Origin of the sequence: Solwaraspora sp. WMMB762, from assembly GCF_049179115.1 — a bacterium.
In the GTDB taxonomy this organism is placed as follows: Bacteria; Actinomycetota; Actinomycetes; order Mycobacteriales; family Micromonosporaceae; genus Micromonospora_E.
Genome location: NZ_JBMHMD010000001.1, coordinates 2,810,605 through 2,824,390 on the forward strand (window position 1 = coordinate 2,810,605; position 13,786 = coordinate 2,824,390).

The following is a 13,786-nucleotide window of genomic DNA, read 5'->3' on the forward strand; positions in this document are numbered from 1 at the left end:
GGATGCATGCTTGACACGTGGACCCTGCGGGTGCTCGTCGAGGTCGCCGAACAACAGTCCTTCTCTGCGGCGGCCCAGGCGCTCACCATGACCCAGCCGGCGGTCTCCCGGCAGATCGCCGGGCTGGAGCGCCGGCTCGGCGTACCACTGTTCCGCCGGCTGCCCCGGGGCGTACGGCCGACCCCGGCCGGCATCGCTGCCGTCACCCAGGCCCGCGAGGTGCTCGCCCAGCTGCGGGATCTCGAGTCGCGGGTGGCTGCCTTCGGCGGGCTCTCCGGTGGCGAACTGCGCATGTCGGCCTTTGCCAGCGCCAACACCACCCTGGTGCCGGCGGCGATCAGCCGGTTCCGCGACCGGCACCCGGACGTCACGCTCCGGCTGGCCGCCGTCGACCCGGCAGCCCCGATGTCAGCGGTCCGCGACGGGCTGGTCGACCTCGCGCTGCTCACCGGATGGCAGTTGCCTGCCGACCCGCCGACGAACAGCACGATCGCGCACCCGACCACCCGCACGTCTTCGGCCGATCCTGCTGGTGTCGCGCCTGCTGGTGTCGCACCCACTGCTGTCGCGCCCGCCGCCGGCGACGGGGTCGACCTGGTCGACCTGACGGACGAGGAGCTGCAGGTCGCCCTCCCCGCCGGGCACCGGCTGGCCGGCGTCGACCGGGTGCAACTGCCCGACCTGGCCGGCGAGACGTGGATCGACGGCGCGTACCCGGACTGTCTGGGGCCGCTGACCGCACTGGCCGACGCCCTCGGCGGCCCGCCCCGGATCGCCTTCCACTGCGATGACTGGCACGGCAAGCAGGCTCTGGTGGCGGCCGGTGCCGGCATCATGCTGGTGCCCGCGCTCGCCTGGGGCACGGCCCATCCAGGGGTGGTGCTGCGGCCGACCCGCCCGGCGTTACCGCCACGGCGGCTCTACGCCGCCGTAGCCACGCCGCCGCTGCGGCCACCGGCCGTCACCGTCATGCTCGCCATGCTCCGCGCGCTGATCGCCACCCGTCCTACCTGGTCATCCGACGAGCAGGCCGTCCACCTCGGCGGCGAACAGTTGCGCCGGGTCGATGCCCATCCCGCCGAAGTGGCCGGCGAGTTCCAGCGAGAGCACCCCGTGTAGCCGGGTCCAGAACGCCAACGCGCGCCGCATCGCGGCCGGTGGAGCCGGATGCTCGCCGGCCCACTGCCGATGGTCGGCGAGGTGGGTGTCCAGCGGAGTCGGCGTACCGTCCGACGGGACCGCGGCGCTGGCGTCGAGCAGGACCGCCATGATCTCGGCGGCGATCTCCGTGATGTCGTCGGGTGCGTGGTACCCCGGCACCGGGGTGCCGTAGATCAGCAGGTAGCGGTGCGGGTCGGCGAGCGCCCAGTCACGCAGGGTGCGCGCCAGCGCGGCCAGGTCGGCGCCAGCGTCGGCCGCTGCGCGGGCCGTGTCGGCGAAGCTGCGGTACGCGTCGCGAATCAGCTCGGTGATCAGGTCGTCCCGGTTGGCGAAGTACCGGTAGAGCGCCGGGCCGCTCATGCCCATCTGTCTGGCGATGGCGTTGAGCGACAGCGCGGACGCCCCGGCGGTGGCGATCTGCTGCCAGGCGTGCTCCTTGATTTCGGTACGCACCTGGGCGCGGTAGCGCTCGCGCGGGGTCGTCGGGCCAGCTGTCCGGGTCATCACCGCAACCTTCCCGGCCAGACGCGAGGGCGTCAAGTCCCAGCTACAGGCTCTAACTCTAGTGATTGACACACGCGATGGCGACTGTTAGAACTTATAACAGACGCGAGAACGGCTCGCGATCACTCTTCCAATCACGACAAGTCGCAACAAGTCGCCACACCAGGAGGTCGTCGTGGGTGCTGCTGGATTCGTCGAGGTCGTCCTGCCGGGCGCGGTCGAGCCGGACGGGCTGGAGATCCGTCAGGGCGCGATCCCCACCCCCGACGCCAGTCAGGTCGTCGTTCAGATGGAGGCAACCGGGGTCTCCTTCGCCGAGCAGCAGATGCGCCGTGGCCGGTACTTCGACCAGCCGCCGTTCCCGTTCGTTCCCGGCTACGACCTGGTCGGCACGGTCCACACGGTCGGGCCCGGCGTCGAACAGTCGTTGACCGGGGCCCGGGTCGCCGCGCTGGTCAAGACCGGCGGCTGGGCCAGCCACGTCGTCGTCGACCGGGCCGACCTGGTGCCGGTGCCCGACGGGATCAGCGCGACCGAAGCGGAAACCGTCGTCCTCAACGGGATCACCGCCTGGCAGATGCTGCACCGCAAGGCACGGATCCGGGCCGGACAGACCGTCCTGGTGCACGGCGCCAACGGTGGCGTCGGCTCGATCCTGGTGCAGCTCGCCGCCAGCGCCGGCGCGACGGTGATCGGCACCGCGTCCGCCCGCCACCACGACGCCCTGCGCCAACGTGGCGTCACCCCGATCGACTACCGCACCCCGGACCTGGTCGCCCGGGTCCGCGAGGTCGCCCCCGACGGCGTGGACGCCGTCTTCGACCATGTCGGCGGGCCGGGCATCGTCGGGTCGTGGAGCCTGGTCGCCCCCGGCGGCACCCTCGTGGCGTACGGCAGCGCGTCGACCCGCGACGACACCGGCAGCAAACAGTGGCCGGTGCTGAAGCTGCTCGGCCGGGTGTGGCTGTGGAACGCACTGCCGAACCGCCGCCGCGCCTACTTCTACAACATCTGGGCCGGCCGGGCACTGGCCAAGGAGCGGTTCCGGACCCGGCTGCGGGCCGACCTGACCCAGGTCCTCGCCGCGCTGCGGCGAGGTGACGTCACCGCTCAGGTCGCCGCCGAGCTGCCGCTCACCCGCGTCGCCGAGGCGCTGCGGCTGGCCGAGTCCGGCACCGTCGCCGGCAAGGTCGTCCTGACCCCCTGACCGATGCCGGCGAACGCACGTACCGCCGCTAGCCGCCGGGCCGAGGCACCCACCAGTCGCCGAGCACACCGTGCAGCACCATGCTCAACAGGCTGACCGCGAGGGCCGCGAGCAACCCGAACGCGAAGCCGAGAACGCCGGTGTACCGACGCCGGTCGACGCCGACCACGCCAGACAACGCCGCCGCCCTGCCCGACCAAGGACGCTCCAGACCCAGCCACCACAGCAGACCGAGCCCGAACGGGGCCAGGAAGACCAGCCAGAACCAGTACCACCGGGTACCCAGCACCGGAGCCGGCCCACCGACCAGCACCACCAGGAAGATCACCAGCAGCACGAAACCGAATTGGGTACCGACCCGCACGGCGGACTGCACGCCGCCGGCCCGCTGTTCCAGGCCGGCGGCGCGCAGGTCCCGGGCCAGGGCGGCCGCGCCCGGTCCTGCGTAGCTGCCGCTGCCGCCGTCGGCGGCGGCAGCGGTCACCTCACCGAAGGTCGCGGTGTTGGTCCAGCGCACCCGGCCGTCGGCGGTACGCCAGCCGAACAGCGGGCCGAGCTGACCGGACGAGCGCAGCTCGGCGACGTCGAACCATCCGCGTCGACTTTGGTCCCACCTGTCGCCCCACTGGTACGCCACCACCCGACCCGCCGCAACGTCCGCCTTCGCCTGGTCGTAGTCGTGCTGCCGGGGTGCCGTCCACCAGGCGGTCGCCGCCGCGACCAGCCACAGCAGGACGATCACCAGTCGCAGCACCGTCCACCACGGAACGGCACGTACGATCGCCAGCCCGCGTAAACCGTCGCTCATGGACGCATTGTCGCAACACCTGACCAGCAGCCGCCGGCCTCGTCGAGGGCCGAGACGCAGGCGTTGGATGCCGGCCTCAGCCGACGCGGCCCCGCTGGTACTGGGTCAGTACCACGCAGGCCAGCACGCCCAGCGCGGCCATGACCGAGGCGGCGCCGACCGTCTCGCCGAGCAGCACGGCGGACCAGAGCAGGGTGAGCACCGGCTGGGCCAGTTGAACCTGACCGACCCGGGCGACGCCGCCCCTGGCCAGCCCGGCGTACCAGGCAAAGAAGCCCAGGAACATGGAGACGACGGTGAGGTAGCCGAACGCTGACCAGGTGAGCGCGTCGGCGCGCGGAGGCCGGACGACAGAGACCGCCAGCGTCACGGCCACCGTGGCGGGCAGTGACAGCAGCAGCGCCCAACAGATCGTCCGGGCACCACCGAGTTCACGGGCGAGCGCGCCGCCCTCGGCGTACCCGAGACCACACAGGACGACCGCGACGAGCAGGAACAGGTCGGCGGCGGTCAGCGCGCCGCGTACCGCGCCGCCGGCGGCGAGGAAACCGAGCACCGCGACCAGCCCGCCGCCAACGGCGGCCCAGAACAGCGGAGGCGGACGCTCACCCGCCCGTAGCACCGCGAACACGGCGGTGACCGCCGGCAGTACGGCGATGACGACCGCGCCGTGCGCCGACGGCTGGGTGGTCAACGCCAGCGAGGTGAACAGCGGGAACCCGACGACGACGCCGAGGGCGACGACCGACAGCCGCCGCCACTGGCTGCGGGTGGGTCGCGGGGCGCGGGTGAATCCGAGGTACGCCCAGGCGAGCAGCGCCGCGCCGACGGCTCGGCCGAAGGCGACGAACCACGGGTCGAGGTGCTGCACGGCGACCCTGGTGGCGGGTAGCGACATGCTGAACGCGAGCACCCCCAGCGCGCCGAGGGCGAGCCCGGTGAGCCGGTCCGCTGTTACCGGCCGGACCGCAGTAACGCTACTCTCGTCTTTCATGAATGACGGTAACGCAGCCGAACGCGTTATCCAAGATCTGCTCCGGTCGGTCGCCGCGGCGGCCCCTGGGACGCGGCTGCCTTCGGTACGCGAGCTGACCGCCCGGCACGGAGCCTCACCGGTGACCGTCGCAGAGGCGGTCCGGCGGCTGGTGGCCCGTGGGCTGATCGAGGCGCGCCCCGGCAGAGGCACCTTCGTCGCCGCCCGCCCCGACCACCGGCACTCGCCTGAGGCGGCACCCGACCTGGCCTGGCAGACGGTGGCGCTCGGTGCCCGCCGACCGGGTGAGGACGAGATGCATGCGCTGCTGGCCCTGCCGAGGCCGGGTGCGATCGCGCTGACCGGCGGCTACCTGGACGCGGAGCTGCAGCCGGCGGCGGCGCTCGGCGCGGCACTGGCCCGGGCCGCCCGCCAGCCCGCTGCCTGGCAACGCGGCCCAGTCGAGGGGCGGGAGGACCTGCGTGCCTGGTTCGCCGGGGCGGCTGGCGGCCGGCTACGCACCGACGACATGATCATCTGTTCGGGCGGGCAGGCCGCGCTCTCCACCGCGTTGCGGGCGCTCGCCGCGCCCGGTGACACGCTGCTCGTCGAATCCCCGACCTACCTGGGAGCGTTGGCCGCCGCGCGCACGAACGGGCTGCGGGTGGTGCCGGTGCCGGCCGACCCCGATGGCGTACGCCCGGATCAGCTCGCCGCTGCGTTCACCCGCACCGGCGCGCGGCTGTTCTACTGCCAGCCGCTGCACGCCAACCCGACCGGAGCGACCCTGGCCGCGCACCGCCGGGCGGCGGTCATGGCGGCGGTACGCGACGCCGGAGCGTTCCTGATCGAGGACGACTACGCCCGCGACCTCACCATCGACGGCGAAGCCCCACCGCCGCTGGCCGCCGACGACGTCAACGGGCACGTGGTCTACCTGCGGTCGCTGACCAAGTCCGCCGCACCTGGCCTGCGGATAGCCGCGCTCGGCGCGCGCGGCCCAGCCGGTGCCCGGCTGCGGGCCGCTCGACTGCTCGACGACCTCTTCGTCGCCGGCCCACTACAACAGGCCACTGTGGAGCTGGTGACCGCACCGGCCTGGCCACGGCACCTGCGCGCGCTGCGGACCGCTCTACGGGCCCGGCGGGACGCGCTGCTGGCCGCGCTACGCCGGCACCTGCCCGAGCTCGTTCCGACCACAGTGCCCGGTGGCGGGCTGCACCTGTGGGTGACACTGCCCGACGGCACCGACGATGTCGCACTTGCCGACGCAGCCGCAACGGAGGGCGTGGTCGTCTTCCCCGGCCGTCCCTGGTACGCGGCCGAACCACCGGCACCGCACCTGCGCCTGACGTACGCCGCCGCCCCACCCGACCAGATGGACGAGGCCGTCCGCCGCCTCACCACGGCAATCAGGTGATCAGCCGACGGCCCAGCGCAGACGTCCAGCACGTAGTCATCGGTGACGTTGAGCAATACTTCACGCACCCAGCATCACCTTGCCGGGTCAGGGCTGCCGGTTGAGTCTGATGCCAGAGGTGCATCAAGATGCACCTCTGGCATCAAGCCGTCGAAGGCACCATGTACCCCGGGAGCCGGCACGGCACCGAGGCACGTCGCTCAGCGACGAGCCCCGCACCGCGTCCGGTACGGGGCCGTCGCCGTGATGGTCGGGTCAGCGGGCCTTCGCCAGCTCGACGAACGCCGACCAGGCCGCCGAACCGAACGTCAACGTCCCACCGTCGCGATCCTTCGTGTCCCGGACCAGGACCCGCCCAGGAAGGTTGTCCGCCACCTCGACGCAGGACCCACCGTTGGGCGTGGACCGGCTGCTCTTGCGCCATTGTGGCATCAGGATGTCCATCTCTTTGTCACTTCCTTCATGAGGGCTACGGACTGATGAGCGGGGAGCGCTACAGCGCTGACAGAGTCCCAGACCGCCTGGAGCGTGGTCATTGGCCCCGGCCCGATGGCCACTTGCCCTTGGAGGTGGTTGTCAAGGTATCCAACATCCTCCGCGTCGTCGAAGCTAGCGATATCCACCGGGCCACCCCATCCGAGGTGCGGTGGAGCGTCTGCTGGCACCACGCGAATGATGATCATCGGCCGCTGCGCGAGCGAGATCAGATGCTCCAGCTGCGGCGCCATCACCTCCGCTTCGCCTCGACGCAGTGCCAACTCGTCGAAGATCGCCACGACCCGGGGCGGCGTCTCCCTGGCGAGGGCCAGTTGACGACCCAACCGAAGCTGCACCTGCCGCTCAACCTCGTTCGCGAGCAGGCCGCCGCTGGACAGAACCATTCGCGCATAGTCCTCGGTCTGTAGCAGCCCTGGCACGATCAGAGGCTGGTACAGCCGAAGCGCACTCGCCCGCTCCTCGTACTCCAACCAGGGTCGTAGCCATGTAGGAGCGAGCTCGCCCACGACGAACTCGCGGTAGAACTTCACCAGGGCGGTCCCGAAGACACGATCTACTGCCTTCAGATAGTCCGGCAGCACTGGTCGCTCACCACGCTCGACGGCGCCGACATGGCTCGCCGAGAAGTGGATGCGCTCGCCCCACGCCTCTTGCGTGAGGCCGACGATGTTCCGCAATCGACGAAGTTCCTCTACCAGATACTCGCTTCCACTCATAGCCTTTCACGTCCCCCATCTCAATACGCGACACCACACCGCCGTGTGGTTCTCTCCTCAACCCCACTCTGGGCAGATATCGGTGACCACCACGTCACCCCGGGTTGTTTTTCATCTTCCGCCAACACGGCTTGGCAGTCCAGGGTGGAGTTCTACGAATACCCCGGCAACTCTCCATTCGAGGGGGATCAGTGATCAGGAACGATGGGATCGGCGGAACACCTCGCCTCGCCCGGTACACATCTATCGGCACACCGCGCGACGGGGCACGGTACGACGTCGACCCGACGCCGAACCGGCCGCCGCTGCCGAAGCGGAACCCCGGCGAGACCGACCCGGATCAGGACCAGCGCTTCCAGTTCGCCGGAGCCCGCGCCACCGCCCCGGCCCCGGCCAGTGCCCGCAACGGCCCGGCCTACGACGGCCCAGCCCGCTCCCCGGAGCTGTCCCGGGCGGTCCACGACGCCAACTCGACCGCCCGCACCCACATCCCCAACCGCACTACCGGGGAATGCCACCGGTGCGGCGGCATCGTCGCACCCTGCCGACCGTTCCTCCGGGCCATGGCCATCCTCGACCGCTGGGACCCGTCCAGCGCCCGACGGATCCGCGCCGTACTGCAGCTGTCCGGCCTGTGGCCCGTCGGCGACGACCACGAGGCCGACGACGGTGGCGACAGCTACGGCGGCGACTCCACCCAACCGGACCAGGCGCCCGACGGTGCCTGAACCGGAGCCGGAGTCGCTGGTCCGCGCCGGCGACCGGGTGACCCTGGCACCGACGGACCACCAGGGTGGACGGCGGCCGCTCACCATCGACGTGTCCAAGGTCAGCCCCGACATGCCCTGGTGCGACTGGATCCTCATCGTCGGTGCCGAAGCCAGCGACCGCCCTGACCGGGACGGCATGCCGGTCAGCGCCCGCGTGTTCAAGGAGGCGCTACGCCGCCCCGGCGTCGTCGCCAGAGGCCAGCCGCCGGGCCCGTACCCCGGTTTGGTGGAGCTGGCCCGCCGCAACCGCGAGCAGTACCCGCACCGCTGGACGCGGACCTGAAGCTCCCCGGGGCGCGGACCTGAACCCGGATCGGTCCGCGTTCCGGGGCCCCGGTGCCTACCGGGTCAGCACCGGTTTGCCGACCGGTCGGTGAACCGGTCGGCGGCGTCGCCGACGAGTCGGCCCGGCGGGAGGCGACGGCCGGACAGCACCAGCAGCAGATCCTGCGCCGCCCCGCGCATCGGCGTTCCGGTGCCGTGCCGCCAGTCGAGGTCGGTGGCCTGCAACTGGACGCCGGTCAGATCGACACCGAAGTAGGCCAGGTTGCGGGGCCGCATCCCGGCCAGCACCAGTTCCAGCCGGTCGAGCGGCACCCGGTGACCGAGCCCGAGTCCCACGGTGATGTCCAGTCCGTGGATGACCTCGTGGGCGAGCGCCCCGGCCGGGCCACCGCCGGGCGGTGTCCACGGGTGGGTGACGTTGTCCCGCAACGTGGCCAGCAACTGCTCGTGCGACATGGCGGCGGCGGCGCGTCGGGCACTGCGGTCGGCCATCCGGTCGAACCGGCCACCGGCGCGGACCAGGTCCAGCATCATCCGGCCCGGTGAGGTACGGAAGGCCATCGTGATGTGGGCGACCACCTCACGTACCCGCCAGCCGGCGCACAGCGTCGGCCCGTCCCACTGACCCGGGCCAAGTCCGGCGAGCAGCGTCACCAGGTCCCGGCGGTGCGCGATGACCGCTGCCCGTACCTCGTCGGTGTATTCCATGATTCGTCCCTCCGTGACCGACGCGACGATCGCGCCCTCCGGGAGGGTGTACGGCGTGGGCCGGCGGAACTCATCGGTCGTCGCCGGATCTGCCCGGCCGAGCGGCGGCCCGTATCGTCGGGCGGGTGGCACCGACCTCGACCAGCGACGCGGAGCAGCTGGAGCCGTTCCGTGTCGAGCTGACCGGCTACTGCTACCGCATGCTCGGCTCCGGTTTCGAGGCCGAGGACGCGGTCCAGGAGACGATGGTCCGCGCCTGGCGTTCGTTCGACCGGTACGACGGGCGACGCGCCTCGCTGCGTACCTGGCTCTACTCGATCGCGACCAACGTCTGCGTCGACATGCTGCGCAGCACGCAGCGGCGGGCGTTGACCATGGATCTCGATCCGGCGGCGCAGGCCGGCGGCGGCCTCGGCCCACCGGTGCCGGAGCACGCCTGGGTGCTGCCGGTCCCGGACGACCTGGTCGTGCCGGTCGACGCGTCCCCGGAGAGCGTGGTGCTGCAGCGGGAGTCGCTGCGGCTGGCGTTCGTCGCCGCGCTGCAGCACCTGCCGCCCCGGCAGCGGGCGGTGCTGATCCTGCGCGACGTGCTCTGCTGGCGGGCCGACGAGGTGGCGCATCTGTTGGACAGCAGCGTCGCGTCGGTGACCAGCGCGCTGCAACGGGCGCGGGCCACGCTGCGCACCGCCGCCCCCGACCCGGGGGAACCGCTACGGCCGGCCGACAGCCGGCAACGCGACCTCCTCACCCGCTACTGCGCTGCGTTCGAGCAGCATGACGTCTCGGCCCTCGTCTCGCTGCTGCGCGAGGACGCCACGATGACCATGCCGCCGTTCCGGTGGTCGCTGCGGGGTCGCGAGCACATCCGGACCGCGTTGCTCGACCCACGGTCGGGCTGTGCCGGCGCGCGGCTGCTGCCAACCGCCGCGAACGGATCGCCGGCGTTCTGGCAGACCCGGCCTGGCCCGGCCGGGCACGTACCGTTCGCCCTGGTCCTGCTCGACGTGACGGACGGCCAGGTCGCCGGTATCACCACGTACCTCGAAGCCGATCGACTGTTGACGCTGTTCCGGCAGCGACCGGCGTGGGCGCTCGCGCCCCAGGGGCAACCAGGGTGGCGGTAACGCCGGAAGGTTGTACGCTATGACGTACAACCATTGGAGGGGTCATGAAGGTCATAACCGCGTCCGACCTGCGCGCCAACCTCGCCGAGGCGTTTGACGCCATCGAGAACGACGCCGAAGATCTCGTGGTCACCCGCAGCGGACACGAGCCAATGGTCGTCATGCGTAAGAGCGACTACGACGCGTGGCGCGAAACGGAGTACCTGTCCCGGGGCGCCAACGGCCGCGAGCTACGCCGACGGATCGCGGAGATGGAAGCCGGCGCGGGCGTCCCACGCGAGTTGATCGAGCCCGACGATGAGGCCACCGCGTGAAGCTCGTGTGGCACCCCGACGCGTGGGACGACTATGTGAGCTGGCAGGCCGACGATCGTAGGATCCTTAAACGGATCAATGCCCTCATCAAGGACATCCAGCGCGGTAGTGACGGAGGCATCGGCAAGCCCGAGCTCCTCAAGGGTGACCTGTCCGGCTGGGCCTCACGGCGGATCGACGAAGAACACCGGCTGGTGTACCGGATCGTCGACAGCCCCGGTCACATCAAGATCCTGTCCTGCCGTCACCACTACAGCGATCGATAGCGACTGTTCACGGTTCGACGTATACCGGCCGGCATCCGTCCCGGACCATCCCGACAGATCGCGCAGATGGATCAGTAGGTCAGTGTCGGCACCGGCGACAGGTGGGCGCGTTCGCCCTGGGCGCCGAAGAGGGTGAGCGTCTCCGCCGGTTGGGCGTCGGCGCTGCCGATCCAGTGCGGCGTACGGGTGTCGAACTCGGCGGCCTCGCCGGGGCCGAGCTGGAACTCCTGGTCGCCGAGGACGAACCGGATCCGCCCGTTGAGCACGTAGAACCATTCGTACCCGTCGTGGGTCTGCAGTTTCATGGTGGGTGACCGGCCGGCCGGCGGGTAGACCACCTTGTAGGCCTGAACGCCGCCGGCCCGCCGGGTCAACGGCACGATCGTCAGGCCGGAGCGTCGGATCGGCCGCAGGTGGATCCGCGGGTCGCCGGTGGGTGGAGCCGCGACCAGGTCGTCGAGCGGTACGCCGTGTGCCCGCGCCAGCGGCAGCAGCTGCTCCAGCGTCGGGCGGAGCTTGCCGTTCTCCAGGCGGGAGAGCGTGCTCGTGGTCAGGCCGGTCTCTTCGGCCAGGCCGGCCAGGGTGACGCCGCGTGCCCGGCGCAGGGCGCGCAGCCGTGGGCCGACCCCGGCGAGGACGTCCGCTGCGGTGACGTTCATGGCACCCATGATGCGGATCGGCAACTTTTCTTGCAACCTCGTCGCGGTGATCCGGATGCTGGCGGCGGAGGTAACGAAAACGATGATCACCACGACAGCACCATCGACGACCGCCGTACGGTGGTCACGCCGCCTGGCCGCGCTCGCGGCCGCGCTCGTCCTGACCGCCGGCTGCACCACGGCGGACGGATCGGCGCCGGACGGATCGGCGCCGGACACGGCCTCGGGTTCGTCGGCGACCGGCACGGCGGCAGCGGGCGGCGCGGGTCCCGTCGACGCGGCCACCCGCGACGACGCCGAGTTCAACCGGCTGTTCCGGCACGAGAGCGCCGACGTCGGCGGCGTACGGATGCACTACGTCACCGGCGGGACCGGCGAGCCGCTGGTCCTGCTGCACGGCTGGCCGCAGTCCTGGTACCAGTGGCGTCCGATCATGCCGGCGCTCGCCGAGCGGTTCACGGTGTACGCGCTCGACCTGCCGGGTCTGGGCGACAGCGAGGGCGCGCCGCCGAGCTACGACAAGGCCACCCTGGCCCGGTACGTCCACACGCTGCTCGCCGACGAGCTGGGGCTGCGCCGGGTCAACCTGGTCGGGCACGACCTGGGGGCCGGGGTCGGTTTCCAGTACGCCGCGCAGTTCCCCGACGAGGTGGTCAGGTACGCCCACCTGGACTACCCGCTGCCCGGCCCGGCGCTCGACGCCGCGACCTACCGGACGTTGAGCTGGCATCTCGCCTTCCACGACCAGGACACGTTCCCGGAGACGATCGTCGCCGACGACGTACGCGAGTACCTCGACCTGTTCTTCGGCTACGTCGCCTACGGCGGGACGAGCTTCGGCGGGCCCGGCGCGGAGTCGCCGTACAGCGACGCGCAGATCGACGAGTTCGCCCGCACCTACCGCCGCCCGCAGGTGCTGACCGGTGGATTCGAGCTGTACCGCACCCTGGATCAGGACGAACGGGACAACACGGCTGCGGCGCCAATCAGCATGCCGACGATGCTGATGACCGCCGAAGGCCTGTTGGAGTTCACCCGGTCGACCGTCGAGCCCCGGATGACCCGGATCACCCGCGCGGTGGAGGTGCCGGCCGCCGGCCACTGGCTGCCGCAGGAGAACACGACGTTTGTCACCACCGAACTGCTGGCGTTCTTCACCGAAGGAGAAGACCGATGAATGGATGGCAGGGCCCGAAGTTGGACGCCGGCCCCGAGTCGTTCTGGGAGGAGCTGCACCGCAACCTGGCCGGCTCGGCCAAGCCGCCGAACCAGCGACTCGTCGAGATCGCCGAATCGCTGAACCCTGGCGTGGCCCTGGATCTGGGGTGCGGCCCCGGCGGCGACGCCATCTGGCTCGCCCAGCGCGGTTGGCGGGTCACCGCCGTGGACATCTCCGCCACGGCGGTGGCCCGCGTCGAGGCGGCAGCCGGCGAGCTCGGCCTCGGCGACCGGGTCACCGGTGAACGGCACGATCTGGCGCACAGCTTTCCGGCCGGGACGTTCGACCTGGTCAACGCGCAGTACTTCCACACGCCGTTCGCGCTGGACCGGAGCGCGGTGCTGCGTACCGCCGCGCAGGCCCTGCGGCCCGGCGGCCGGCTGCTGGTCGTCGACCACGGCTCCACCGCGCCCTGGTCGTGGAACCAGGACCCGGACACCCACCTGCCGACGCCCGACGAGGTCGCCGCGAGCCTCGATCTGGATCCGCAGCAGTGGACGGTGCTGCGCGCCGAGATGCCGCAGCGGCGGGCCACCGGGCCGGGCGGTCAGACCGCCACCGTGATCGACAACGTCCTGCTCATCCGGCGCACCGAAGGGGACGGCTGATGCCGGCAACGGAGCGGCCGACGTCACCAAGGGCACGGCGCAGGCGCAAGGACACCGGGCCGGCCTGGACCGCGCCGGGCGAGCAGGCCACCCTGGTGGGCTTCCTCGACTACCTGCGGGACTCGATCGCGGGCAAGGTCGCGGGCACGCCGGAGCCGCAGGTCCGTACCGCCGGGGTGCCGTCCGGCACCAGCCTGCTGGGGCTGATCAAGCATCTGGCGCACGTGGAACGGTTCTACTTCCTCGGTGAGCCGATCGTCGACCTGCGCCGCACCCTCCGACCGGACCCGCAGGAGACGGTCGACGGGCTGCTGGCCGACTACCGGGAGACGATCGCGCGGGCGAACGAAGTCGTCGACGGCTGGATCGACCTGGCCGGTCCCGCGCCCCGGCCGCCGGGCCGCGGCCTGCCGCCGACCCGGCGGTGGGTGCTGGTGCACATGATCGAGGAGACCGCGCGGCACGCCGGTCACGCCGACATCCTGCGGGAGCAGATCGACGGCTCCACCGGCCGTTGACGTCAGATCGACGGCTTCGCCCGCCGTC

18 protein-coding genes are annotated in these 13,786 nt (G+C 71.5%); 11 read left to right on the forward strand and 7 right to left on the reverse strand.

The window, feature by feature from the left end:
* Positions 1–6 precede the first annotated feature (6 nt).
* The gene (locus tag ACN27J_RS12480; RefSeq protein ID WP_421366178.1) at positions 7–1,119 is read left to right on the forward strand and encodes a LysR family transcriptional regulator; all 1,113 of its coding nucleotides are present in this window, start codon (positions 7–9) and stop codon (positions 1,117–1,119) included.
* Here ACN27J_RS12480 and ACN27J_RS12485 read toward each other — a convergent pair.
* Positions 1,015–1,665 carry a TetR/AcrR family transcriptional regulator gene (locus ACN27J_RS12485; RefSeq protein WP_421366180.1) on the reverse strand — a complete coding sequence of 217 codons (651 nt, stop codon included), beginning with the start codon at positions 1,663–1,665 and terminating at the stop codon, positions 1,015–1,017. The genes ACN27J_RS12480 and ACN27J_RS12485 overlap by 105 nt on opposite strands.
* Positions 1,666–1,840: 175 nt before the next feature.
* On the opposite strand from ACN27J_RS12485, the gene ACN27J_RS12490 reads away from it, so the two are divergent.
* Positions 1,841–2,872, forward strand: a complete 1,032-nt coding sequence (locus ACN27J_RS12490) for a medium chain dehydrogenase/reductase family protein (protein ID WP_421366183.1) — start codon at positions 1,841–1,843, stop codon at positions 2,870–2,872.
* Positions 2,873–2,900: 28 nt separating this feature from the next.
* Here ACN27J_RS12490 and ACN27J_RS12495 read toward each other — a convergent pair whose 3' ends face one another.
* Together ACN27J_RS12495 and ACN27J_RS12500 are read right to left on the reverse strand one after the other, a co-directional pair.
* The gene (locus ACN27J_RS12495) at positions 2,901–3,680 is read right to left on the reverse strand and encodes a hypothetical protein (RefSeq protein ID WP_421366184.1); all 780 of its coding nucleotides are present in this window, start codon (positions 3,678–3,680) and stop codon (positions 2,901–2,903) included.
* A 76-nt stretch (positions 3,681–3,756) separates the two neighbouring features.
* Positions 3,757–4,674, reverse strand: coding sequence for a DMT family transporter (locus ACN27J_RS12500; protein ID WP_421366186.1), 918 nt, complete (start codon positions 4,672–4,674; stop codon positions 3,757–3,759).
* Between ACN27J_RS12500 and ACN27J_RS12505 the strand changes: the two genes are divergently transcribed.
* Positions 4,673–6,073: a PLP-dependent aminotransferase family protein gene (locus tag ACN27J_RS12505; protein ID WP_421366188.1), complete on the forward strand. Its 1,401-nt coding sequence runs from the start codon at positions 4,673–4,675 to the stop codon at positions 6,071–6,073. The genes ACN27J_RS12500 and ACN27J_RS12505 overlap by 2 nt on opposite strands.
* A 255-nt stretch (positions 6,074–6,328) precedes the next feature.
* Here the strand turns inward: ACN27J_RS12505 and ACN27J_RS12510 are convergent, their stop codons facing one another.
* Both ACN27J_RS12510 and ACN27J_RS12515 read right to left on the reverse strand, forming a co-directional pair.
* Complete coding sequence (locus ACN27J_RS12510) at positions 6,329–6,517, reverse strand: DUF397 domain-containing protein (RefSeq protein WP_282231914.1); 189 nt, start codon at positions 6,515–6,517, stop codon at positions 6,329–6,331.
* The gene (locus ACN27J_RS12515; RefSeq protein WP_282231915.1) at positions 6,505–7,287 is read right to left on the reverse strand and encodes a helix-turn-helix domain-containing protein; all 783 of its coding nucleotides are present in this window, start codon (positions 7,285–7,287) and stop codon (positions 6,505–6,507) included. The genes ACN27J_RS12510 and ACN27J_RS12515 overlap by 13 nt, the downstream gene beginning before the upstream one ends.
* A gap of 191 nt (positions 7,288–7,478) precedes the next feature.
* Between ACN27J_RS12515 and ACN27J_RS12520 the strand changes: the two genes are divergently transcribed.
* Both ACN27J_RS12520 and ACN27J_RS12525 read left to right on the forward strand, forming a co-directional pair.
* Complete coding sequence (locus ACN27J_RS12520; RefSeq protein WP_421366190.1) at positions 7,479–8,015, forward strand: hypothetical protein; 537 nt, start codon at positions 7,479–7,481, stop codon at positions 8,013–8,015.
* Entirely contained in the window at positions 8,008–8,340 is a 333-nt protein-coding gene (locus tag ACN27J_RS12525) for a hypothetical protein (RefSeq protein ID WP_421366192.1), read from the forward strand. The genes ACN27J_RS12520 and ACN27J_RS12525 overlap by 8 nt, the downstream gene beginning before the upstream one ends.
* Positions 8,341–8,405: 65 nt before the next feature.
* On the opposite strand, the gene ACN27J_RS12530 is transcribed toward ACN27J_RS12525, so the two are convergent.
* On the reverse strand, positions 8,406–9,050 hold the full coding sequence (locus ACN27J_RS12530) for a maleylpyruvate isomerase family mycothiol-dependent enzyme (RefSeq protein ID WP_421366194.1): 645 nt from the start codon (positions 9,048–9,050) through the stop codon (positions 8,406–8,408).
* 125 nt (positions 9,051–9,175) lie between these two features.
* Between ACN27J_RS12530 and ACN27J_RS12535 the strand changes: the two genes are divergently transcribed.
* Genes ACN27J_RS12535 through ACN27J_RS12545 form a run of 3 tightly spaced genes read left to right on the forward strand, consistent with a single transcriptional unit; the run spans position 9,176 to position 10,754 of the window.
* Positions 9,176–10,174: a sigma-70 family RNA polymerase sigma factor gene (locus ACN27J_RS12535; RefSeq protein ID WP_421366196.1), complete on the forward strand. Its 999-nt coding sequence runs from the start codon at positions 9,176–9,178 to the stop codon at positions 10,172–10,174.
* Positions 10,175–10,218: 44 nt separating this feature from the next.
* On the forward strand, positions 10,219–10,488 hold the full coding sequence (locus ACN27J_RS12540; protein WP_421366198.1) for a type II toxin-antitoxin system Phd/YefM family antitoxin: 270 nt from the start codon (positions 10,219–10,221) through the stop codon (positions 10,486–10,488).
* A complete protein-coding gene (locus tag ACN27J_RS12545; RefSeq protein WP_421366199.1) occupies positions 10,485–10,754 on the forward strand; it encodes a Txe/YoeB family addiction module toxin in 270 nt (89 codons plus the stop codon). Before ACN27J_RS12540 ends, ACN27J_RS12545 begins: the two co-directional genes overlap by 4 nt.
* Before the next feature lie 71 nt (positions 10,755–10,825).
* On the opposite strand, the gene ACN27J_RS12550 is transcribed toward ACN27J_RS12545, so the two are convergent.
* Entirely contained in the window at positions 10,826–11,413 is a 588-nt protein-coding gene (locus ACN27J_RS12550) for a helix-turn-helix domain-containing protein (RefSeq protein WP_421366201.1), read from the reverse strand.
* On the opposite strand from ACN27J_RS12550, the gene ACN27J_RS12555 reads away from it, so the two are divergent.
* The 3 genes from ACN27J_RS12555 to ACN27J_RS12565 are packed head-to-tail and all read left to right on the forward strand — an operon-like array spanning position 11,412 to position 13,758.
* Positions 11,412–12,590, forward strand: a complete 1,179-nt coding sequence (locus ACN27J_RS12555) for an alpha/beta fold hydrolase (RefSeq protein ID WP_421366203.1) — start codon at positions 11,412–11,414, stop codon at positions 12,588–12,590. The two genes, ACN27J_RS12550 and ACN27J_RS12555, sit on opposite strands and share 2 nt — an antisense overlap.
* A complete protein-coding gene (locus ACN27J_RS12560) occupies positions 12,587–13,240 on the forward strand; it encodes an SAM-dependent methyltransferase (protein ID WP_421366205.1) in 654 nt (217 codons plus the stop codon). The genes ACN27J_RS12555 and ACN27J_RS12560 overlap by 4 nt, the downstream gene beginning before the upstream one ends.
* Complete coding sequence (locus tag ACN27J_RS12565) at positions 13,240–13,758, forward strand: DinB family protein (RefSeq protein ID WP_421366207.1); 519 nt, start codon at positions 13,240–13,242, stop codon at positions 13,756–13,758. Before ACN27J_RS12560 ends, ACN27J_RS12565 begins: the two co-directional genes overlap by 1 nt.
* The last annotated feature ends 28 nt before the right edge of the window (positions 13,759–13,786 follow it).

Coding starts and splice junctions, on each gene's coding strand:
- ACN27J_RS12510 (WP_282231914.1), bottom strand. CDS start 6,517: ATGGACATCCTGATGCCACAATGGCGCAAGAGCAGCCGGTCCACGCCC.
- ACN27J_RS12485 (WP_421366180.1), bottom strand. CDS start 1,665: ATGACCCGGACAGCTGGCCCGACGACCCCGCGCGAGCGCTACCGCGCC.
- ACN27J_RS12555 (WP_421366203.1), top strand. CDS start 11,412: ATGGCACCCATGATGCGGATCGGCAACTTTTCTTGCAACCTCGTCGCG.
- ACN27J_RS12480 (WP_421366178.1), top strand. CDS start 7: ATGCTTGACACGTGGACCCTGCGGGTGCTCGTCGAGGTCGCCGAACAA.
- ACN27J_RS12505 (WP_421366188.1), top strand. CDS start 4,673: ATGAATGACGGTAACGCAGCCGAACGCGTTATCCAAGATCTGCTCCGG.
- ACN27J_RS12495 (WP_421366184.1), bottom strand. CDS start 3,680: ATGAGCGACGGTTTACGCGGGCTGGCGATCGTACGTGCCGTTCCGTGG.
- ACN27J_RS12540 (WP_421366198.1), top strand. CDS start 10,219: ATGAAGGTCATAACCGCGTCCGACCTGCGCGCCAACCTCGCCGAGGCG.
- ACN27J_RS12500 (WP_421366186.1), bottom strand. CDS start 4,674: ATGAAAGACGAGAGTAGCGTTACTGCGGTCCGGCCGGTAACAGCGGAC.
- ACN27J_RS12530 (WP_421366194.1), bottom strand. CDS start 9,050: ATGGAATACACCGACGAGGTACGGGCAGCGGTCATCGCGCACCGCCGG.
- ACN27J_RS12550 (WP_421366201.1), bottom strand. CDS start 11,413: ATGAACGTCACCGCAGCGGACGTCCTCGCCGGGGTCGGCCCACGGCTG.
- ACN27J_RS12565 (WP_421366207.1), top strand. CDS start 13,240: ATGCCGGCAACGGAGCGGCCGACGTCACCAAGGGCACGGCGCAGGCGC.
- ACN27J_RS12560 (WP_421366205.1), top strand. CDS start 12,587: ATGAATGGATGGCAGGGCCCGAAGTTGGACGCCGGCCCCGAGTCGTTC.
- ACN27J_RS12515 (WP_282231915.1), bottom strand. CDS start 7,287: ATGAGTGGAAGCGAGTATCTGGTAGAGGAACTTCGTCGATTGCGGAAC.